19 protein-coding genes and 1 riboswitch are annotated in these 21,820 nt (G+C 58.8%); of the genes, 9 read left to right on the forward strand and 10 right to left on the reverse strand.

Features of this window, described 5'->3' with window-relative positions; all coding sequences use genetic code 11:
• Positions 1-171: 171 nt before the first annotated feature.
• Positions 172-396, reverse strand: a complete 225-nt coding sequence (locus ACJ8J1_RS07350) for a hypothetical protein (protein ID WP_033643087.1) — start codon at positions 394-396, stop codon at positions 172-174.
• A 138-nt stretch (positions 397-534) separates the two neighbouring features.
• Between ACJ8J1_RS07350 and ACJ8J1_RS07355 the strand changes: the two genes are divergently transcribed.
• Together ACJ8J1_RS07355 and ACJ8J1_RS07360 are read left to right on the forward strand one after the other, a co-directional pair.
• Positions 535-2,676, forward strand: coding sequence for a TonB-dependent siderophore receptor (locus ACJ8J1_RS07355; protein ID WP_050594419.1), 2,142 nt, complete (start codon positions 535-537; stop codon positions 2,674-2,676).
• On the forward strand, positions 2,676-3,815 hold the full coding sequence (locus tag ACJ8J1_RS07360; protein ID WP_033643086.1) for an ABC transporter substrate-binding protein: 1,140 nt from the start codon (positions 2,676-2,678) through the stop codon (positions 3,813-3,815). The genes ACJ8J1_RS07355 and ACJ8J1_RS07360 overlap by 1 nt, the downstream gene beginning before the upstream one ends.
• A 4-nt stretch (positions 3,816-3,819) precedes the next feature.
• Here the strand turns inward: ACJ8J1_RS07360 and ACJ8J1_RS07365 are convergent, their stop codons facing one another.
• Positions 3,820-4,428, reverse strand: a complete 609-nt coding sequence (locus tag ACJ8J1_RS07365; protein WP_033643085.1) for a TetR/AcrR family transcriptional regulator — start codon at positions 4,426-4,428, stop codon at positions 3,820-3,822.
• Positions 4,429-4,606: 178 nt separating this feature from the next.
• On the opposite strand from ACJ8J1_RS07365, the gene ACJ8J1_RS07370 reads away from it, so the two are divergent.
• On the forward strand, positions 4,607-6,148 hold the full coding sequence (locus ACJ8J1_RS07370) for an MFS transporter (RefSeq protein WP_228287392.1): 1,542 nt from the start codon (positions 4,607-4,609) through the stop codon (positions 6,146-6,148).
• 2 nt (positions 6,149-6,150) lie between these two features.
• Entirely contained in the window at positions 6,151-7,536 is a 1,386-nt protein-coding gene (locus tag ACJ8J1_RS07375; RefSeq protein WP_033643083.1) for an MmgE/PrpD family protein, read from the forward strand.
• Positions 7,537-7,581: 45 nt separating this feature from the next.
• On the opposite strand, the gene ACJ8J1_RS07380 is transcribed toward ACJ8J1_RS07375, so the two are convergent.
• On the reverse strand, positions 7,582-7,896 hold the full coding sequence (locus tag ACJ8J1_RS07380) for an ArsR/SmtB family transcription factor (protein ID WP_033643082.1): 315 nt from the start codon (positions 7,894-7,896) through the stop codon (positions 7,582-7,584).
• A gap of 186 nt (positions 7,897-8,082) precedes the next feature.
• Between ACJ8J1_RS07380 and ACJ8J1_RS07385 the strand changes: the two genes are divergently transcribed.
• Both ACJ8J1_RS07385 and ACJ8J1_RS07390 read left to right on the forward strand, forming a co-directional pair.
• Positions 8,083-8,505, forward strand: a complete 423-nt coding sequence (locus tag ACJ8J1_RS07385) for an MAPEG family protein (RefSeq protein WP_033643081.1) — start codon at positions 8,083-8,085, stop codon at positions 8,503-8,505.
• Positions 8,502-8,858 (forward strand): thioredoxin family protein, encoded by a 357-nt coding sequence (locus ACJ8J1_RS07390; RefSeq protein WP_050594418.1) that lies wholly within the window; start codon positions 8,502-8,504, stop codon positions 8,856-8,858. The genes ACJ8J1_RS07385 and ACJ8J1_RS07390 overlap by 4 nt, the downstream gene beginning before the upstream one ends.
• Here ACJ8J1_RS07390 and ACJ8J1_RS07395 read toward each other — a convergent pair.
• The 5 genes from ACJ8J1_RS07395 to ACJ8J1_RS07415 form a co-directional block, all read right to left on the reverse strand.
• Positions 8,839-10,374, reverse strand: a complete 1,536-nt coding sequence (locus ACJ8J1_RS07395) for a phospholipase D family protein (RefSeq protein WP_033643080.1) — start codon at positions 10,372-10,374, stop codon at positions 8,839-8,841. The genes ACJ8J1_RS07390 and ACJ8J1_RS07395 overlap by 20 nt on opposite strands.
• Positions 10,375-10,460: 86 nt before the next feature.
• Positions 10,461-11,252 (reverse strand): AraC family transcriptional regulator, encoded by a 792-nt coding sequence (locus ACJ8J1_RS07400; protein ID WP_033643079.1) that lies wholly within the window; start codon positions 11,250-11,252, stop codon positions 10,461-10,463.
• 357 nt (positions 11,253-11,609) lie between these two features.
• Positions 11,610-11,927, reverse strand: coding sequence for a cupin domain-containing protein (locus tag ACJ8J1_RS07405; RefSeq protein WP_033643078.1), 318 nt, complete (start codon positions 11,925-11,927; stop codon positions 11,610-11,612).
• 233 nt (positions 11,928-12,160) lie between these two features.
• A complete protein-coding gene (locus ACJ8J1_RS07410) occupies positions 12,161-14,131 on the reverse strand; it encodes an FAD-dependent oxidoreductase (protein ID WP_181006744.1) in 1,971 nt (656 codons plus the stop codon).
• A gap of 17 nt (positions 14,132-14,148) precedes the next feature.
• Entirely contained in the window at positions 14,149-15,321 is a 1,173-nt protein-coding gene (locus ACJ8J1_RS07415; protein ID WP_229597894.1) for an MFS transporter, read from the reverse strand.
• A gap of 181 nt (positions 15,322-15,502) precedes the next feature.
• Here ACJ8J1_RS07415 and ACJ8J1_RS07420 point away from each other — a divergent pair, with 181 nt between their 5' ends.
• Positions 15,503-16,372: a LysR substrate-binding domain-containing protein gene (locus ACJ8J1_RS07420; RefSeq protein WP_033643077.1), complete on the forward strand. Its 870-nt coding sequence runs from the start codon at positions 15,503-15,505 to the stop codon at positions 16,370-16,372.
• Positions 16,373-16,462: 90 nt separating this feature from the next.
• On the opposite strand, the gene ACJ8J1_RS07425 is transcribed toward ACJ8J1_RS07420, so the two are convergent.
• Positions 16,463-18,241, reverse strand: a complete 1,779-nt coding sequence (locus tag ACJ8J1_RS07425; RefSeq protein ID WP_033643076.1) for a bifunctional diguanylate cyclase/phosphodiesterase — start codon at positions 18,239-18,241, stop codon at positions 16,463-16,465.
• A 4-nt stretch (positions 18,242-18,245) separates the two neighbouring features.
• Entirely contained in the window at positions 18,246-20,126 is a 1,881-nt protein-coding gene (locus ACJ8J1_RS07430; protein ID WP_033643075.1) for a diguanylate cyclase domain-containing protein, read from the reverse strand.
• 180 nt (positions 20,127-20,306) lie between these two features.
• A riboswitch (Fluoride riboswitch) is annotated at positions 20,307-20,382 on the forward strand.
• Between the two features lie 40 nt (positions 20,383-20,422).
• Here ACJ8J1_RS07430 and ACJ8J1_RS07435 point away from each other — a divergent pair.
• A complete protein-coding gene (locus ACJ8J1_RS07435) occupies positions 20,423-21,388 on the forward strand; it encodes a DHH family phosphoesterase (protein WP_080273389.1) in 966 nt (321 codons plus the stop codon).
• Between the two features lie 3 nt (positions 21,389-21,391).
• Positions 21,392-21,820 carry a universal stress protein gene (locus ACJ8J1_RS07440; protein ID WP_033643074.1) on the forward strand — a complete coding sequence of 143 codons (429 nt, stop codon included), beginning with the start codon at positions 21,392-21,394 and terminating at the stop codon, positions 21,818-21,820.

Genomic DNA, 21,820 nt, shown 5'->3' on the forward strand with positions numbered 1-21,820 from the left:
AAACGGACTCAAAAACACTTCATTTTCTGGCCGACATCAAACACCATGACCGACCGTCAGTCAATTACCTTGGCGTTAATTATTTGTAGATCTTATGTTTCACCCCTATCATGTCGTTTTAATCTCCTTTATAAACAACACATTATAAATAATACTTTTTTTTATACTTGCTTATGACATTTCAGAAATAAGCTGTTCTAATGAATAGTCTCGCCCTCCCCACAGCGATGGCGCGTTAACACAGCGGGCTTTCAGCAGGGCTTGCAATGCCACCGTTTCCGCCGAACTGAGTGCTAAATCTTGACGCAACTGCCAGCTGCCATCCGCCTCTTGCAGCACATCTTCAGGTACCCCCACCTCAGCCAACAGCGCCAACAAATCATCCAGAGTCTTCATAATGTTATCCAATCGTTAAATGGTATTGATAATTATTCATATTGACCGTCAGTCGGTCAATGAGTATTTTAACGCTTGCCTGAGATGACCAGACTCCCGCCCTCGCAGCGAGACTCTTACTTAAAGAGGGATTTTTTTTTGAATAAATTCAACGGATTTCGCCTGCGGAAGGCTTATCTTTGCCCGTTATTGCTGGGCATGATGCCCTGCCTGACCCTGGCGGCCGATGAAGAGTCGATCTGGGTGGTCGCAGAGGGTTCCTCCTCAGACAATGCCCCACAGGGTTATGCCGCACAGCAAGCGACGGTGGCGACCAAAACCCGGTCACCGTTGGTCGACGTGCCGCAATTTGTCTCGGTGGTCAATCGCCAGCAAATGGACGTGCAGTCGGCCGACACGGTTAGCCAGGCGTTGCGCTACAGCGCCGGCGTTGCCGTGGAACGTTTCGGCGCCTTTTCCAGCGGCGTGGACTTCGCCAAAATGCGCGGTTTTGAGGCCGACTACTACCTGGATGGATTGCGCGTCATCGGCAATACCGGCATTTGGGGACCGCAAATTGAAACCTGGGGAGTGCAAAGCGTTGAAGTCTTGCATGGCCCTTCATCCTCGTTATACGGCCAGGGGGGCGCCGGCGGCGTTATTAATATGATTTCCCGACGCCCTTCCACCGCCGAGTCGAATCAGCTTAAATGGGATGTCGGCAATGACCGCTCACACGCCCTCAGCCTCGATTCCACCGGCGCGCTGACCGATGACGAACAGTGGGTGTACCGCTTCGATGGCCTGGCGGCCACGCGCGGTTCGCAGATCGAAGACACCAGGCAAAAGCGCCTCTTTCTGGCGCCCGCAATCACCTGGCAACCCAATGATCGCACGCGCTGGACCGTGTTGGCTCACTATCTTCGCGAACCCCAATCAGGCTATTACAACACCCTTCCCGCCCAGGTTTTGGGGCTGTTGCCCAATCCGCACGGCAAGATAGATACCGATAGAAATTACAGCGATCCCGCGCACGAGCACTCGAGCCGTACGCAATACGATATGACCTCGCTGCTTGAATTCGAATTGAACGATCGCTGGCGCCTAAAGCAAAACCTGCGCTATTCCCACGTAGACTCGACGGTGCGGCGCGATTTTACGCGCGACATCACGCCGGACAAGGGACTTTTGACGGCGGTTTATCAGGACGCACCGAGTCAGGCGGACAGTATCGTGATGGATAATCAGGCCGAGACGTCATTCGTTACCGGCGCCATCGTCCATCAGGGGTTGGCCGGGATCGACTTTCAGGCCGGTAAATTGGATAAAGACTGGTGGGGATCGCAAACCGTGACGTTTGATCCCTGGTCCGAACAGTACCGCCCTTCATTCGAACCTATCCCGGTTTCACGCACGTCGACAACGCAACGCTTCCAGCGCACGGGCTTATACGGACAGGACGAAGCCAGCTGGCGCGGATGGCATTTGTTGTTGGGCGCCCGTCATGACTGGTCACGCATGCGTACCAGTGACAATCTGGCCCATACTCAAACGCAAACCAATGACGCAGCCTGGAGCTATCGCGCCGGGTTGAGCTACCCGTTCGACAATGGCCTGGCGCCGTGGGCCAGCGTCTCTACCGCCTTCGATCCGTTGACCGGCACAAACGCTCAAGGCACGCCGTTCAAGCCAACCCATTCCACTCAGTATGAGATGGGGATGAAACTGCAGCCTCCCGGCAGCGCAACGATGACCAGCCTGGCGGTCTACCAACTGACGCAGCGCGATGTGAACACCATCGATCCCCTTAATCCCAGTTATTACACCCAAACGGGTGAAGTGCGTTCTCGCGGCGTGGAGCTGGAATCACGGGCGGCGGTGACCGATAACCTTAATCTGATGCTGTCCTATGCCTGGGTCAACAACGTCGTGACGGAGGCTAACGATAGCACGCAGGGGAAACATCCGGTGGGGGTTCCGGCGCAGACCGGCTCGATGTGGCTGGACTATCGCTTTACTAAAGGGCCGCTGCAGGGGCTGCTTATCGGTGGCGGTACCCGCTACCTGGGGGCCAGTTGGGGAGATGGCGCCAACACCTTCAAAGTGCCCGCCGTTTGGCTCGGCGATATGACCGTCCGCTATACGCCGGGTGCCTGGGATCCTCGTCTGTATAATCTGGAGCTGGGACTGACGGTCAACAACCTGACCAACAAATCTTACATCGCCAGTTGCACCAGTGCGCCTTACTGCAGCATCGGCATCGAACGCCGCATCATCGGTTCGATAAGCTGGTATTTCTGATGCACAGACGACGTTTTCTTCAGGCGGCCGCTTTGCTGGCACTTTCTTCGCCTTCACGCTCTCTGCGCGCCCAGGCTGATACACAGATCGTGACCGATATCGTCGGGCGTACGGTGACTTTACGCTATCCTCTGCGGCGTATTTTCCTGGCGGAAGGCAACCTGTTTTATACCGTCGCGGCGCTCAACCCACGCGCGCCGATGGAAAAACTGGTGGGTTGGCGAGACAATTTCCGCACCGCCGACCTGGACAGCTACCGGCTGTATCTGCGCTATTTTCCCGAACTGGCCAAGCTGCCGGCCTTCGCCGGCGTGCAGCAAATGCAATTCGATCTGGAAAGGTTGATCGCCTTGCGGCCCGAAGCCATGTTGCTCAACGCGAATACGCGTTCTGTGCTGGAAACGAGCGGCCTGATGGCTAAGCTTACGGCGGCGAACATCCCCGTGGTGTTTGTCGATATGAGCATCGGCCTGATGAACAACAGCGCCAGAAGCATCGCCATCATGGGGCAGCTGTTTGATAATCCGCAAAGTGCACATAGCCTGATTCGCTTCCGCCAGCGTCATCTCGATACGATCCGCGACACGCTGATGAAACGGGCTCCGCCGCGCCCACGCATAATGATGGAGCGCGCCGCCGGATTATACGAGGATTGCTGCCTGTCTTGGGGCAATGGCAACTACGGCGAGATGGTGGATAGCGCAGGAGGATTCAATTTGGCTCAGACGCATATTCACGGCGTTTACGGCGCATTGAGTCAGGAAACGGTGATCGCTTCCCGGCCCGATAAAATCGTCGTGACCGGCAGTAACTGGAGTCATTACTCGCCCCACGGTGACTGGATCAACCTTGGGCCAGGCGCAGATTTGACGCTGGCAAAAACGCGGCTGGAAAAATTGATGCGACGCCCGGCTTATCGCACCCTGGCCGCGGCAAAGAACGGACAGGCGTACGCCATCTGGCACCCGTTTTACGATCACCCTTTTAATTTCGTCGCGATCGAACGTCTGGCCACTTGGTTCCATCCGTCGCTGTTTGCCGGCGTTGATCCCGAAGCGACTTTTGCTGAACTCTTCGCCCGATTTCTTCCCATTCCGTATCAGCCCGGTTACTGGGTGTCGCTCAAGGCGGCGCCGTAAACGATCAGCGACATCCCAGCAAACGCATGAATTCCTGCGCCAGCGCAGGCCCCAGCCCTTGGCGGTCGGCGTCGGGGTTGACCATGACGTCATCCACGGCACCATGCATGCCGTGATACATCAAGATGGCGGTCAGATGCGGATTCTCCAGACGCCAGGCGCCCGCCGCTGCGCCATCGTTTAAAATCGTCAGGATCTGCTCCAGCACGGCATCACGATCCTGATTGCCTCGGGTATGATAATGATGATCGTGATACAACGCATCGTGCAGTTCCATGCCTTCAAAATAGGTCGCCACGCCGGCATCACACCAGGCTCTCAGACGCGCCAACCAGTCATCCGGCGCGCATTCATCGATAGCCAGCTGAATTTTCTCGATAAAGTGATTGGTGAAACGTATACGTAAAGCGGACAACATTTCATTTTTGGACGGAAAATAGTGGTAGAAGGTCCCTTTGGCGACGTTGGCGTCGCGGACGATATCGCTGATGGTGGTCGCTTCAAACCCTTTTTCGATAAACAGCTTCTGCGCCGCATCCATCAATTCATCCAAGCGCACTTCCGCCGGTTTGGTTCGAGGCTGTGTTTCTTTCATCTTCTCTTTTGTCTTCATATCAACATCCACTAGGAGTCCAGCGGCCATCGTAACCAATGTTGTTGCCATTGACCAGCCGGCCTATCTCAGTGAAATCAATATTTACGCTCCATTGACCGACGGTCAGTCATAATATAGGATGAGAATAGTTTTCACTTTCACCCCCATCTCAATAAGGAGCCCCACTATGTCCGGTATGCGCAGGATTTCGCTCGTTGCCGCCATCTGTCTGGGTACATTTATGGCGTCGCTTGATATCAGCATTGTCAATGTGGCGCTGCCCACGATGCTGGAATCGCTGCAAACCGACATGTCGGGCCTGCAGTGGGTCGTTGACGCCTATGCCCTTTGCCTTTCCGCGTTAATCCTTTCCTCCGGTCCGCTGGGCGACAGATTTGGCCGCAAGCGTATTTGGCTGTACGGCGTTGCATTGTTTACCGTCGGTTCGATCGTTTGCGCATTCGCCTCCTCTCTCGGCATGCTGCTGACGGGCCGGGTGATACAAGGGATCGCCGGCGCAGCCGTTATCCCTGGGGCATTGTCGTTATTGACTCATGCTTTTCCGGAGGAACAGTTGCGCACCCGCGCGATCGGGATCTGGTCTTCGGTCAATGCCCTTTCGCTGGTGATTGGCCCGGTTTTGGGCGGCTTGCTGGTGCATACCACCGGTTGGCCAGGCATATTCTGGATCAACATTCCGGTCGGGATCGTCGCGTTGATATTGGGCGGTTGGGGGCTGCGAGAAAGCTCGCATCCTGAGCACGCTGCGCTTGACCCGCTGGGGCAAGGGTTGAGCATCTTGTGGCTTGGCGCGCTGACCTACGGGCTGATTGCCGCCGGAGAATTCGGTTGGCACAGTGTGCAATCGCGTTTTCCGTTGTACGCCGCCCTGGCGCTGTTGGCGCTGTTTCTCTGGGTGGAAACGCGGGTCAAACGCCCCTTGCTGCAGCTGAGCCTGTTTCGCAACGCCGATTTTAGCGGCTATAACCTCGCCTCTTTTGTACTCGGTTTTTCCGCTTACAGCAGCGTCTTCTTCGTCTCGCTATTTCTGCAACAGGCCCAGGGCTGGAGCCCCGCCGACACCGGTTGGCGCATGGCGCCGGAATTTCTCGCCATGGCGCTGGCCGCTTCCGGTTTTGGCCGCCTGTCCGCCAAACTGAGCGTGAACTCGCTGATGATCGTCGGTTATGGCCTGATGGGCGTTGCCCTGCTGTTGCTGACGCAGCTGCACGCCGATTCGCCTTACGCTCTGGTGGCGCTCTATTTGGCCCTGCTTGGTTTCGGCATGGGGCTGTCCATGCCGGCGACAAGCGCCTTGGTGATGCGCACCGTTGCGCCGCAACGTTCCGGGATGGCGTCGGCAACGATGAACGCGCTGCGACAAACCGGCATGACGCTGGGCATCGCCTTGTTGGGCACGCTGATGAGCATGAAAGCGGTGACCACCTTGACTGCGGCTTTGCAAACGCAAGGCGTGGAACAGGCCGCCGCAATCGCCCGGACGGCGGTCATCGAACAACAGCAAACGGCCGTTGATGCATTGAGCGCGAGCCGCATGCAAGCGCTGACGCACAGCGCCTTCGCCGATGGTTTCGGGATCGCCATGCTGTGTGCCGGATTACTCAGCATCGTGATGACCGTGTGGCTGCTGATCATGCTGCATCCGCGTTTCCGTCTGCATCCTCAGGCCGGAAACGCCGTGCTGAACAAGTCACCTGAACGACTGAACGAGGAATGAACATGACAAAATTATCGGTCGACCCGATCGAAGAATTGATCGCTTTCGCTTCGCAGGTAGATGCGTGCATGATTCCCCCCGCCGTCCTGGCATTCCAGTGTAAACGGCTCATGGATAATCTTGGCTGTCTCGCCGCCGGCTACGATCAAAGCGGCGTTGACGCGGCGCTGTCGCTGGCCAGACGCTGGAGCGGCAACGCCGAAGCCAGCATTATCGGCAGCGAAGAGCGGCTCGCCGCGCCTCAGGCGGCGTTTGTCAACGCCGTACGCGCTCGCGCGCTCGATTATTGCGACGTGCTTTCTCCTGGCTGGCACCCCAGCTCCTCGGATATTCCTGTGGCCTTGGCGGCTGCGGAACTGTCGGGTGCTTCCGGCCTCGACACCTTGGCTGCGTTGGCCGTTGGGCAAGACTTCGCTCAACGCATCAACCTCGCCGCGCAGGCGAACGGCTTTTTCTACCGCGGATTCGACTCGAACATCCTCGGCCTGTTTTCCGGCGCAGCGATCGCCGCCCGCCTGTTGCGCCTGGACCTGCACGCCTTTACCGACGCTATCGGCCTGGCTTTCGATTTTGGCATCGGCACCTTCCAACACTATCAGGACAAGACGCTGGCGGTACGTATCAGCCAGGGATTGGTGGCTCGCCATGCGCTGGAAGCGGTTTTAATGGCGCAGGCTGGAATAAGTGGCCCTAAACGCGTCCTGAGCGGCGAGAACGGATTTTTCAATCTCTATGCCCCGGGCGAACCCGACCTGGGATTGCTGACCCACCACTTGGGCACCGCCTTTCTGGGTGAAGAAGCGACCTGTTTCAAACTCTACCCGCACTGCAGCATTCTGCTGGCGCTGACCGAAGCGCTGTTGAACGACGGCCCGCATCGGCAGTTGTCCGATCCCGCACGGGCGAAGATCACTCTGCATGCCTCGCCGACCATGCGCATGGTCTGCGGCGCGCCATACGAGCCGCAGAAAACGGCCGAAATCGATGCGCAATTCAGCGCGCGTTACATCATCGCCAACGCGCTGCTGCGCGGCCAGGCCAGCGCACGTGAATTCAGCGCGGCTTCAGCGACAGAACCTACGGTCGTTGCTCTGGCGCAGCGTATCGAAGTTCATGAACAACATGCCTTCGATAGGTTTGACCGCTTCGAACTACACATCACGCCGGAGCAGGGTGATACGCTGCGGCTCGAGGCCGAGTTTGGCCGCGGCTGGCCGGAGAATCCGGCCGACATGCAGGATATTCGTGAGAAATTTCTTCACTGCTGTGCGCAATCACCCAGTGAGGGATTACGCCTCAATGCGCGAAAACTGATGGCCTGCATCGAGAATCTGGTCGAAGCGCCTTCGTTACAAGCCTTGTTGGCCGCAACGCGAGAAGTGCGCTAGTCCCGACGCACTCCGCCGGCGTCAAAGCGGCGATCGCCGGCCCCCTCACTTCGGCGCGTAAATCTCTCTGAGCGTGGCGATCACTTTCGCCACGTTTGGGTCATCGATGCGGTAAAACAGGGTTTGCGCTTCGCGTCGGTACGTTACCAGACCTTCATTGCGCATTTTCGCCAGGTGCTGCGACAGCGCCGATTGGCTGAGCGGCACCAACTGTTGTAGCTCCCCCACGGCGATCTCATCGTGTTTCAATAGCAGGCAAAGCACCAGCAAACGGTGTTCGTTGCCTATCGCTTTCAACAGCCTGGCGGCCTCAATCGCCCCTTCATTCAAAAAGGGATCCTGCTTAGCTTTTGCATTCATGGTCAATCACGGCCCCGTCATCATTCAGCCGCATTATAGCGGCTTTCAGGCGCCGGCACAGCATTACATTAGCATCCATTAAATTAGATATTGCTAATTTATATAATTCTAATATAACCTTGTATTCAAGCCGAGCGGCTCTCCCTGAGGCCGCAGGCTCTTTCCCAACACAAGTGAGAATGCGTTATGAATATGCCAACCCTGGTGTTGCTGGCGTTTGCCGGCTGGACATTATTGATTCTATTCGGCACCGTCGGCGTTTATCGCTGGTCCCGAATTTTAACCGGCCGCGCCACAGTCAGCGAATGGCAAGCGAACAAACCGCAGGGCAGCGATGGCTACCAGCGCGCCATTGCGGCGCATCGCAACTGCATTGAAAATTTGCCGGTTTATACCGCCCTCGTTGTGGCGATAGCCGTATTTCAGGTGGAAAGCACGACGCTGAATGTCTTGTCTCTGGCCCTGCTCGGCGCGCGCATGGCGCAGAGCCTGGTTCACATCGGTTTCGAGCAGACGGAGAAAGTCGCCACCTGGCGCTTCGCTTTCTTTTTCACGCAAATCGTCACGATGATTTGGATGGGGATAGAGATCGTCAGGAGCCTGCCATGACGATCACGAACCTGGCAGAGCCCCATGAGGTGACCCGTTTCCTCTATGACGCAGACAAACCCGAGGGGCAGCGGGCCATCCTCTACTTTTCCGCCTCCTGGTGCCGCCCTTGTCAGAATATGCAGGGGATCGTCGAACAGCTGCACCGTCACGCCAACGAGATCGCCTTCGGCCGCATTGACGTCGCGCAGGCGCCGACGGTCGCCCCTGCGTTCGGCATCAAGTCCGTGCCCTCCCTCGCCCTGTTTGAGGATGCGCGCCTCATCGCAATCATCGCGGGCGAGGTTCCCTTGCAACGGCTGTTACACCGGGTGGCGACGGCCTTCGCCGGCGTTACAGCATCCACTCGATAGGCAGCCAGCCGGCCACGGTAAGAACGATGCGTTTTACCCAGCCGGCGCCGGGTTCTTGCTGGTGCACCTCGGTGTGGCCGTCTTCGAAGGCTTCTTTCCACACCATTTTGCCTTCGGGCGTCAATACCGGCCGATAGGCGGCGTATTCGAGCGGGCCATCAAACAGTTGGCGGGTGTCGGCCGCCAGCGACGGGCTATCGATCAAGAATCCCATTTCGCAGTTCAGGTGCGCCGAGCGCGGATCGAAATTGAACGAGCCGATAAACACCCGTTTGTCATCGATGGCGAAGGTTTTAGCATGCAGCGCCGCACCGGACAGCCCCAGCGGCTTGAGTTCCTTGCGCCCCGTCGGTTGCCCGGCGCGCAGCTTCAGCTCGAACAGCTCGACGCCCGCCTGCAGCAGCTCACGCCGGTATTTGGCGTAGCCGGCGTGGACCACCAGCACGTCGGTGGTGTTCATTGCGTTGGTCAGCACGCGGATGGATTTTCCCTGTTTGGCAAGCGATTCAAAGAAGGTTGCCCCTTCCCGCCCCGGCACGAAATAGGCGGAGACCAGATCCAATTGCCGGCTGACGCCGCCGATGATCTTGCCCAGCTGCGTCACCATCAAGCGATCGCGCGACGCTTTGCCCAATCCTTTCGCCGGATCGTCGGCCACCAGCTCTACCTGGGTGAATTCCGGCTGCACGGCGCCATCACGAAAGCGCACCGCACTGGTTTCCAGCTGCACCGCCAATTTACGGGCGCGCTCGCTGGTTTCGGTTGCGGCGGCCTGCGTCAGGAATGCCGAGAGGTTGCCCTGGCCCCGGATAATTTGCTCAACGCCGAATACCGAGGCGCTGTTCCAGTAGCGATCGAAGACATCGGCGGTCTCCGCCACCACGCTGCCGACGCTCAACACGTCGAGATCGAGGAAATAGTTCTCGTCACCGACCTGGAAATACTCATCGCCAATGTTGCGGCCACCGATGATCGCCACGGCGCCGTCGACGATGTAGGACTTGTTATGCATGCGCCGGTTCATGCGCATAAAGTCGAAGGCGTAACCGGCCAGCTTCGGCGTACGCACGGTAGACGGGTTGAACAGACGGATCTCGACGTTTTTCTGCGCGTTCAGCGCCGCCAGCGTCTCATCCATGGCGACGCCGTTATCGTCCAGCAGCAGCCGCACACGCACGCCGCGTTGGGCCGCGTCATACAGGGTTTTCAGCAGGATCTGCCCGGAGGTGTCGTTATGCCAGATATAGTACTGGGCATCGATCGACCTTTCCGCCATCCGCGCCAACGCCAGGCGGCTGGCGAACGCATCGTGGCCGCTGACCAGCGGCACCACGCCGCTCAGGCCGGGATGCGCCGCCATCTGTTCGGCGGCTCGCGCCGGCAATAGCGCGGCAGGATCCGCCGGCAATGCCGCCTGCGGCAGACGCTGCGAAATATCCGGCAAACGAAAGATGACTCTTGCCGCAATAATGGCGATCGTCACGGCGATAATCAGGTACACGACAATTTTTATCACGGGAAGCGGCCTCGGAGGTTGACTGCTTTGCTTTATACGTCATTAGGTTGCTTCAATCTATAGGAGAAGCGCGCTCTGCAATACGGCTATAGCGTAAAGCGCGAAGGCGAAACGCCAAACAGTTTTTTAAACGCCACCGAATAGGCGCTGTGGCTCTCATAACCGCTTTCGAAAGCGGCGTGTATGATGGAGTGGCCGGCTAACAGCAGCGGAATGGACGACAGCAGCCGCAGACGCTGTTTCCACTGGCCAAAGGTGATGCCGGTTTGTTGAGTAAAGTGACGCTGGAAGGTTTTCGCGCTGATCGACAGTGAATCCGCCCAGATCTCAATGCCGCGATCGTCGGCCGGCGTGATGACCAACTGCCGGCAAATGGCGGCCATTCTCGCTTCCATCGGCCAAGGGAGATGCAGCGCCAGCTGTGGCTGCAGGCTCAGTTCCTCGAGGAACAGCGCTCTGAGCAGCGCGTGGCGTTTGGTTTCCTCGCCCTCGGGCGCCAGCGTCGCCAGTTGGGCGATCAGCTCCCGCAGCAGCGGTGACACCTGCAAAACGCCGTCGCGCAACGGCAACCGCGCGGCGGTGAATTCATCGACAAAAATCCCGTAAACGCAGATATTGCTCTGCATGACCAGCTGATGCTCCACCCCCGGCCGCAGCCAGACCGCGGTGGTTGGCGGCACGATCCAACGCCCGCTGCCCGCCTCGACCGCCATCACTCCCTGTTGCGAATAGAGCAAATGGCAACGTTTATGCGAGTGGAAAGGAACGACAAAGCCTGCCGGATAGTGTTTCACCAGCCCTGTCACCTCGAACGAGGAATTCTCGTGGCTGCTCAGGTTGATGCGTTTCGTTTCGGCGTTGTCGACTTCGAATCCCATGGTCGTTTGTCCCTTTTGATAACGCGAATGTCTTTTATTTGATAGAGAGGCCGCATGATCCTCCATATAGTGACGTTCTCGCAAGCCACACCAGGGGCCTTATGCGAATAAACTCACTATGACACCCACATTTCATCGTTCTGCGTGGTAACGGGGCGATGACATTGTGCATGCGCTGCACAATGGCGGCAACGTTGCGGGGGCGACGGAGGCCGAAAGTGATGGAAAGGGAAAGCGCGGTGGATTGAATCAGGAGGTTTATGCCTAGTCAGCAGGTAGCTTAGCCTGGGGGGCGGCTCAATGCTGAAGGGATAGGGAGAGCGCCTAGGCTCTCCGCTATCCCTTCTTGTCAATACGTCAACGGGCCAGTTCGGCGCCGTCCAGCTCGGAAATCGCCAGACAAATCACTTCCGTTATGGCCTCTACCGTATAGGCGGTATTGGCAGGAATGATTAACATCTCATGAGGTTGCAGCGTCTGATCGTCAACCTTCAGTTCACCGCTCAGCACCATCAGTTTCACCCATCCCGGATGAAAACGCGCCGGTTGTCGGCTGCCCGCATCCAACTTCAGCAACGCCGTATGGCCCGGCGTCTCCCGTTTCAAAATATGAAAGCGCACCCCATCGTAAGGCATGTTTTCGTAATGCAGTGACGCCAGTGTTCTCTTATGCATGGTAAGTGTCCTCGTGACCTGTGAGTAGCTGCTCCGCCTTCGGTCGCCGTAAAAACGTTTGGCGGCTGTCCCTACCGAAAGCACCGTCTCGCAGCCTCTTGGCGAACGGATTAACTGTCGTGCTTGCAGCGGCCTGTACGGCCACCGCTTCATGCCTAACCTGCCTCAGGCATGCTAATAAATATATAAGAGCCTCGCCAACGGCGCAAAAAACCACTGCAACGTTGAGCGCATTACGGTGTTAATCCGTAGTCGGAAAGATTATCCAGCAGCCCGATCAGAGAGAAGAACAGCGCCGTTTGCCGAGGATCGCGCCAGCCATCGGCAAAGTCCGCCATCAGCCACAGGACTTCGTCGAGAAACAGATGCTCTACCGCCTGATGCCAGCTTTGCACTTCGCCGGCCGTCAACGCGACAGACTCACCGTATCCCGTCAAAAACAGCCGCCATTCCCGTACGGTGAACACGCGGTCGGGCGCCGAGTCCAGCGCGTTGTGGAACAGCAGCAGGACCAGCGCCAGATCGAACACGCGCGGCAAAAACAGCGCGTTATCGGGGTCGATCAGCACTGGCCTATCCTGCGCGACATAAATCAGATTATCGGCTTTAAAGTCATAGGGCGTTTCCACGCAAGGGAGATCCCGTGCGCTAAGCGCCGTCTGCCGCCCGGCAATCTGCAGCATACGCGTTTTTAGCGCCTCGATGTCGAGCGTCAGCCCCTGGCTTGCCGCATGACTGGCGATCTCGTCCAGATCCGCTGAGATATCGTCTTCAGTCAGTGCATACTCGTCATAAACCGCCAGCCCAGCGTTATTGTCTGCCGAAGATAACGCGTGGATCCTTCCCAACAGCCTGCCCGCCGCGATAATCTGCTCATCGCGGCCCGCATATTTTTCTCCCGCCACAAAGGGATAAACCACCCACATACTGCCCGCTATCTCTTGCGGACAGGCCGTCGGCGCCACGACGTCAACGCCCTGACGACGCAACGCGGTGAGATACGCCGCCAGCGCCTGGGCTTCGCCCGACGTCGGACGGGTGCGCTTCAGGACGTGCTCCCCTATCTTATACACCGGCGCATAGGGATAAAGACTGAGCGGCGGCTGCGCGGTATCCAGCGCGAACCGACCGGCAATCGCGATGATATCCCCCCCTTCACCCCCATCATCAATAAATCGCGCCGGGCGGTAACCGTGAGGAATGGCGGGATTAACGCCGTGCAACAGCTCGTCGCTGACCAGCCGACCCAACGTCGGAGCGCACATCACGGCCGGATGCATCACCGCCACATAGAGACAGGTGACGCCCAGCGGCCCGAGGATGGGATAACCGTCGCGCGGCCTGGGGCGCAGCCCCACCGAACACGCCTGCAGTTGCAATGGCGCCGAGCCGTGCAGGCGGTTTTGAATCGCCGATCGCGCGTCCTCTTCCACGCGTTTGACATCGCCGCCCGCAGGATAATCCTCCGCCGCGAGCAGATCGCCATTTTGCGCATGACGCACTTCGATGTCGTCGCCCGCAATCAGCGTGTTCACCGCCTGCGCCGCCGCGTGATAGCGCAACAAAATTGCCGGCGACGCCTCGATCGGCAACGAGAATTCGCTGCCGTCCAGCAGCGCCGAGATCCCCGTACCGCAGGCGAGCACTACCCGTTCGGCGGCGATCGCGCCCTCCTCGGTAACGATGCCGGTTATCTGACCACCGGCCTCGCGCAGAAATCCGCTGACCGCACGTCCCAGAAGCAACTCGCCGCCCAACGCGCCTACCCGTTCGAGCAGCCGCTGTGTCACTTCTTGCGGATCGACCGCGCCATCGCGCGCCGCAAAATAGGCCTGGCTATCGAGCAGCCCGAGCGACGGCTCCAGCGCCATCACCTCGGCGGAGGACAGACGCCGATTGTCGGGGTTTTGCGTCGCCGGCGCCTGACCATAGCTGAGCGCGCCGGACCAATTCACCCACAATTCCGGGATCTCCTGCGTCAGCCGCACCCAGTCAGCCACGATCTCGCGCCGCAGAAACGCGTCGGGAGCGCCCTCTGGCACGCCTTCGCTGATCCAGCCGAACGAGCTGCCTGTGGCCCCCGCCGCGGGATGCGCCTGCTCAACGACGATAACGCGCTGCCCCTGACGCGCGAGATGATAGGCGATCGATGCCCCGACAATCCCGGCGCCCACGATAACAATGCGTGATGATGTTCCATTCATTTAATGATGTCCGTACCTCATTTCAAATGTTGTCGCCAAAGCAAGCAGGCCGCCAGACAGGCTACCCCGCCGCCGCAGGCCAATACGGCATAAGACGCGCCCCAACTGTGGGTGGTATCCATCACCACGCCAAAGGAGAAAGGGGCGAACGAACCGATGCCGAACCCCAGCAACGATCGCCAGCCCATCACGCTGCCGAGCTGTTGCGGCAGCACGTTGTCCGCCATCGCGGCCGACAGCACGCCGGAGTCGCCGAGAATAAAGAAACTGCCGATGCTGACGAGCAGCAGCGTCCAGCCCGGCCCCCAGTTCGCCGACCCTCCCATCAGCAGCGAACCCAACGCGCCGGCGGCGCCCATAAACATCAGCACCGACGCGCGATTGAAATAGTCGGAAACGGTGCCGACAATCAGCGTGGCGATCATGCCGGCCAGGTGGATCACCGCCGCGACGATCAATCCGGCGCTGAGCGGATCCAGAGAGAAACCGCTCAACGCCTCGCTGACCAGGCTGGGCGCCCAGGCCCAGTTGCCGAGCAGCTCCCAGCTGTGGGCGATATACCCGATCAGCAACAGCAGGGTCGCATAGGTGATAGCATAGCTCTCACGTTTCGTCTTCCTCCCCAGCGTGCGCGGCTGCGGTTCCCGATAACCGACCAGGGCCAACGATCCCGCCAGCGCTCCCAGTAACGCACCGGCGGCGCACAGAGAAAACGCCACGCCGGCGCCCCAGCGCATGGCGCTCCAACCGGCGATGAAAACCGACAGAAAATACCCCAACGAACTGGCCGCCAGCACCATGCCGATGGCATAACCGCGCCGCGCCGGACCGTTCATCCCCATCGCCAACAGCAGCGCCGGCGTATAAGCCCCGCCCTGCGTCAAACCGACGAAGGCCATCAACACCAACGCGCTGAGATAAGAATGGGCAAATACGGCGAACAGCATCAACGCAGCGGCGCCCAGCCAGGAGAACAGCAGATAAACCCGGCGGGCGCCCAACGAATCACACCACCAGGAGGCCACCAGCAACGCCAGGGCGTTGGTCAGGCTGAACACCGTCTGCACTGTGCCGGCCGAAGCGGCGTCGAGTTGCCACTCGCTCCTGATGGTCGGCAGCGCGCCGGCGAACATCATGGTGCCCAGACACAGACCCGCCCGGCTCACGCAAAGCAGATAAAAAGCCCGCATTTCAGCGCCGCCTCCCTGCCAACCGCAGGGGGAGAATAACGCCATTAACACGCATGACCGATAGCCAAAAGATCCGCATCATAAACTCAGCAATCAGAAGGAGATGCCTCATCATAGTGAGCAAAATCAAAGGCTGACAAACGATCTTTCTTCCCCCATTTGGTTGAGCTAGACTCAACCTATGAAAAAAATCCACTCCCTGCCGCACCTGTCCGCTTTCGAAGCCGCCGCCCGTCTCGGCAGCTTCAGCGCCGCTGCGGATGAGCTGTTTCTCACCACCGGCGCGGTCAGCCGCCATATTCGCAGTCTCGAAGCACAGCTGGGGATCACGCTGTTTTATCGCGGACACAAATCCGTGCGGCTGACGCAGGCCGGTGAGAACTTTTCCCGCACCGCGTCCCGGGTCATCGGCGAACTGTTTGCTGCGGAGAGCGCGCTGAAAGCGAGCGCCGGCCAGCAGCGGCTGGTGGTGCACAGCCTGCCGACGTTCACCATGCACTGGCTGATGCCGAAGCTGGCGGCATTCAATGAGCGTCATCCGGGGGTCGCGATTGATATCACCACCGGCATCGGCGCCGTCGATCGCAATACGCCGTTTGACGTGGCGATCCGACGCGATCCCGCGCACTTCTCAGGGCTGAAAGCGATCCCTTTCCTGCAGGAAGACAGCCTGCTGGTCTGCAGCCAGAGCTATTTGCACGCCAGACCGGTCATTGCGCCGGACACGCTTGGCGAGCATACCGCCATCCGCATCCGTGCCCGGGAAGATTTGTGGCGCAGCTGGCTGAATGCTTATCCGACGGCGCTGGACGCTTCGCCGCCGCCGCTCACGCTCGATCATACCTTCGCCGCCATTCAGGCGGCCGAAGACGGCCTGGGGCTGGCCGTTGTGCCTTATTTGTTCTGCGCCAAACACCTGTCGTCCGGCCGACTGGTGTCGCCTTTCCCGACGCTGACCATCCGAACCGGCGTCTATTCTCTGCTGCTGCGCGACCGGGACGATGACGTCGTGAGAACATTCGCCGCCTGGCTGCGCACTTACCAGGCCTGACCGGGTGACGACATTGACGGACAGTCATGGCCTGCGCCTGGGTGAGAATCGCCGGCGATTTCCGGTTGGCGCGCCATGAGCGGCGCTGCCTCAGGCATTTCGCCGCTGCTGCCCGTGAATGTCGACGAGCGCGCACAGCTTTTCCAACGTCACCGCCGGTGAAAAATAGAAGCCCTGTACGACATCGCACCGATACTCGGTCAGGTAGTGGAGTGACTCCAGGTCTTCCACCCCTTCCGCCAAGACTTCATAGTTGAGTTTATGCAGCATATCGATGATGCTTTGCACGATGATGCGGCTTTCCGCATCGCTCTTCAGCAGTCTTATCAGGGAGGCGTCCAGTTTGACGACGTCGGCGGGGATATGGCGCAGATAGTTTAAATTGCTGTAGCCGGCGCCGAAATCATCCAGCGCGATGCGATGCCCGTTGGCCTTGAGCGCATGCAGACAGGCCAACGCCGCGCTGCTTTCCTGAATGCGTTGCGACTCCAGGCATTCTATCTCAATGTCCCCCGCCTGCAGCCCGCGCCGGGTGATGGCTTCATTCAACCGCGCCGCAAAGTGCCGCTCGGCCAGATTGCCGGCCGTCACGTTGATCGAGATGGGAAACGCGATCCCCGCTTCACGCATCAACAACAACTGTTCAATCGACTGCGCGATGACAAACTCGGTCAACGGTTTGATCAGCGAGGTATTTTCCACCAGCGGAATGAACTCCCCCGCCGGGATCGCCCCCCAACGTTCATGCAGCCAACGCAGCAATGCTTCCGCGCCGACGATCCTGCCGCTCGCCAAATCAATCTGCGGTTGGTATTCCAAAAATAGCCCGCGATTATTTTCCTTCAGACTCTGCGCCAACTCATTAAAAATATTGAAATTATGCTTGCGCGCCGCATCCTTCGGCTCGCTATAGAGGGAGACGGCTCGCCCCTCGTCGATCGAATCATGCAGCGCGCTGGTCGCCTGGCGCAAAATCTCGGGAGGATCGGCATGCGGCGCGGAAAACAACGCATAACCGGCATTAAGCTCCAGGCGCAGCGGCACGGCGCCTCTCACTTCGTGATGCAAACGGTCGGCGCAACGCAACAGATCGCGCTTCGCCTGCGGCATGTGCTGCGCCTCGATAATGACGGCGAAACGTCCGGGCGCGATGCTGTACAGCATGCGCTCACTGAGAAACATCTCTTTCAGGAAATGGCTGATATCCCCCAGCAGTAACTCTACCGTAGACAGGCCGAAAGAACGCGCCATCTCGTAGGCGTATTGGATATCTATCGTATCGAACAGCAATAACGCGTATTTGCCCGTGTCCAGTAAATTGCCGAGTTCCCCCATCAGCCGCTGTCGATTGGGCAAGCGAGTGATGGCATCGACCAGGCCGATCTCACTCTGCGCTTCGATCAGCTCGCCGACGATGGTGGCCATGCTGCGCAGCAGTTCGACCTGACGGCGAGTCAGATGCTTTGGCTGCGAACCCACGAGGCAGAACGCGCCGATCGTATAGCCTTCGCGGGTGCACAGCGGGATGGCGGCGCAGTGGCGGATCGCCGCGGCGCCGTTGACCATGGGATCCGAGGCAAAGCGTTCATCCGCATGGGTGTCCGGACAAATCAACGCCTCGCCGCTCAGACGAACGAAATTGAACAAGGGGCTGACGAAATCGATCTCCTCGAACCCGACGTCAATGTGCTCGCGGATCCAAATCTTGCGCGTTCCGTGCAGGTAAATGAGGCAGCCCTCGGCCTGTAACAGCTTGCGGGTGATCGTCAGCACCTGATGGATCGCGTCGTCATGGCCGGCGCCCAACCCCGCCAGCGCATCGATGGCCGCCAGGCGCTCGTCTTCGTTCTTACTGAGATGTCGTAACATTGGCTCATAGCTCACAGATGGCGTAAGTGCCTTTGCCGGCGGATTTCGCCTGATACATCGCGCCGTCGGCGCTGGCCAGCAGCATTTCCGGCGTCACGTCCCCACTCGCAGAGATAGCGGCGCCAATGCTGGCGGACAGGCAGACCTTCTGCTGACCGATCTGCGAAATACCGGCCAGCTCCGCCAACACCTTTTCGCAAAACGCGCTGACCTCAGGCCGCGGCGCTGTCAGCGGCCACAGGATCACCGTGAACTCGTCGCCGGCCAGGCGCGAGACGCTGTGCCGTTCGTCGGCGCAAGCGCTGAGCAATTTGGCGAACGTCTTCAGGATCAGATCGCCAAAGTCATGGCCGTAACTGTCGTTCATGCCCTTAAAACCATCGAGATCGATGAACAACAGGGCCATCTGCCGCTGATGACAGCAGACTTGCAACGTGCCCGACAACCGGCGCAGAAATGCGCGTCGGTTGGTCAACCCGGTCAGCATGTCGTGCGTGGCGTCATATTCCAATCGTTGCTGCAGCCGCTTCAACTCGGTGATATCCATGGAGAGAATGTAAAAGCCCTGAGCCTCGCACGGCACCAGCGTGGTATGGATCATCAGCAGCCCCTGCTGGGTCTGCAATTCGTTTTCGAAGCTGACCATTTCGCCCGCCAAAGCCCGCGCGATCATCGGCCGGGCCATCTGATACACGCTTTCCCCCATGAACTCGCGCACCGTCATGCCCTGCAGGCTGGCCTCTTCCAGACCAAACCAGGTCTTATAGGCGCTATTGGCGAACAGGTAGCGTTCATTGGCGTCGATTTGGCTGATTAACGCCGGCATATTGTCGGTAATGGCGCGCAGGCGTTCTTTTTCCGCACTGAGCTGAGATTCGGCGAGCACCCGGGTTTCTATCTCTTCGTTAAGCTGTTTGACCACTACGTTAAGCTCATGCGTACGAATTTCGACGCGTTCTTCCAGCTCATGCTGCAAGGCATACAGGTCGGCCTCCGCCGCCTTGCGCTCGCTGATGTCGACGATGACCGAGATGAAATGATCCGGCTTGCCGTTCGGCAGCCGATTGAGCGCCACCGTCAGTTCCACCCATACGATCGTGCCATCGGCGCGGAAATAGCGTTTCTCCAGCGAGTAGGTGTCGATCTCGTTTCTCAGCAACTGCTGCAGTTTTTCCAGATCGGTGTTGAGATCGAGCGGATAGGTAATGTCCTGAAAGGTGCGATCCATCAGCTCGCGCTCGGAGTATTGCAGCATTTCACAGATGCGCGGATTGACCCGCAGCCAATACCCCTGCAGCGAAACCAGCGCCATGCCCACCGCCGCCTGAGAGAAAGTCTGTTCGAATAACGCCTCCGTGCGCTGCAGATCGGATTTCAGGTTTTCGGTATAGACGTTGCGTTCGATGCTCTGCAGATACTCTTCCACCACCGCGGCGAAGTCACGCAGGTCGGCCAGTTTATCTTGAGGAAACGGCTGCGGGTGACTGTCGATAATGCATAGCGTGCCGAGCGGCAATCCGTCGAGGGACAGCAGCTGTTGCCCGACGTAGAAGCCGATGCGCGGGCCACCGACCACCAGTGGGTTATCGAAAAAGCGCGGATCCTGCGCGGTATCGGGCACCACCAGCGCTTCGCGTTGCAGGATGGCATGGCCGCAGAACGAGATGTTGCGCGGCGTTTCCCGGACATCCAGGCCATAACGTGATAAAAACCATTGACGATCGCGGTCGATCAGTGACACCAGCGCAATGGTGACGCCGAAATATTTCGCAGCCAGCCGCGTGATGCGATCCAGCTTTTCTACTGAGTTCGAATCCAGCACGTTCAGCGAATCCAATACCGACAGGCGTTCGGCTTCGTTTTCGGGGAAGCATGGCTCGAGCATGTTGACTCCCATTGTGACACCCACGGATCCGGTGCAGCCGGCCGGCGTGATTCCGTTCAGCCTATCCGTCGGTTAGCGGCAAATATCCTTGTCCATCATAGACTCACTCAGTATCAATCCGATTATGCATTCTCGCCAGCTTTGCCGGGCGTTGCGTTTGCCACCGCGCTGCGCTACAGTCGTTCACAAGGTGATGGTGTTCCACCTTTCCCAACCGCCGCGTTCGCTCGAACCGGATGATGACGCCTGATATACAACTTCGCTTTATTTTTTAGGCAGGTATGTCAGGAGTCGCTATGAATGAAATCTCACGTATTAGCCCTTTTCCGTCCCAGCCTGATCTCGCCGTGCGGGAAATGCCGCTGTACGTTTTCGGCCATAAAAATCCCGACAGCGACAGTATCTGCAGCGCGCTGGTGGTCGCGGACTGGCTCAATCACCTCGGCAAACCGGCCGTCGCTTTCCGCCTTGGCGAATTGACGCCGGAAACCCGCTACATACTGGCCGCCGCCGGCGTACAAGCGCCTGCGCTGCTGACAGACGATCTCCGTGACCGCAAAGTCTGGCTGGTGGATTTTACCGACGTCGAACAAGGGCCGGCCTCATTGCCCGACAGCGATGTGGTCGGCGTTATCGATCATCACCGGCTGGGCACCTTGATCACCCGCAACCCGCCCGATGTCTGGATCCGCGCCGTTGGCTGTTGCGCCACCGTGATCCTGTCCATACTGACGTCAGATACGCCGATGCCGCTTTCTTCCGCCCAGGCCACGCTGCTGCTGGGCGCGATTTTGAGCGATACCGTTGCGCTGAGCGCACCGACCGCCACCGAACAGGATCGGGTGGCGGTCGCGCGGTTATGCGCAATCTCTCACGTTGACTATGACGCCTTCACCGCCGGATTGCTTGCCGCCAAAACCGATCTTTCGGGGCAATCCGCCCCGCAGTTGCTGCACCGTGACGCCAAGAATTACCGCATCCATAGCGTCTCGCTGCTGCTGTCGCAGATAGAAGTGCGGGCTATGAGCGATATCGATCCGCTGTTGCCCGCGCTGCAACAGGCGCTCGAGCAGGCTAAGCAGGAGGCCGGGCTGGAGATGGCCGCGCTGCTGGTTACCGATATCACCCGCCACCGCTCTACCCTGTATTTCTCGTCGAACCGGGTGCTGGCCATTCGGCAGGTGTCGCTGCCCGGCATGACGAGCCGGAAAAAAGAGGTTTTACCGTGGTTAACCCTACAGATTGCTAACGCAGGGAGATAAGTCATGTCGCTCTATCAACATGCTTTACTGCTGGTGCAGGATGAACGCGACGGCCGGCTGCTGTTACGCCATGCCGAACGCCTCAATCAGCAGATGAATACGCGCATTACCGTGGCGCACATCAGCGCCGACTATGCCGAGCTGGACTACCTCAGCGATGCACAAACCAAAGATCGCCAGTCCAGCGAGGTGATCGCTGCCAAAGCCATGCTCAGCCGGCTGGTGGAAGACTGCACAATCCCCCTGGAGGTGCGCGCAATTGTCAGTATTCACCGCTTCGAAGACATCGAGGCCCTGATTGCCCGTGAAGGCGTCGATCTGTTGCTGCTCGGCCATCAGAACCGTCCGTTCGGCGTCTTTGCCTCCTTCGGCTTCGAGTTCATTAACCATTTGTCGATCGACGTGCTGATAAAGCACGTGCCCACTCCCTAG

Source organism: Serratia sp. CY37869 (assembly GCF_052168895.1).
Lineage (GTDB): Bacteria > Pseudomonadota > Gammaproteobacteria > Enterobacterales > Enterobacteriaceae > Serratia > Serratia ureilytica.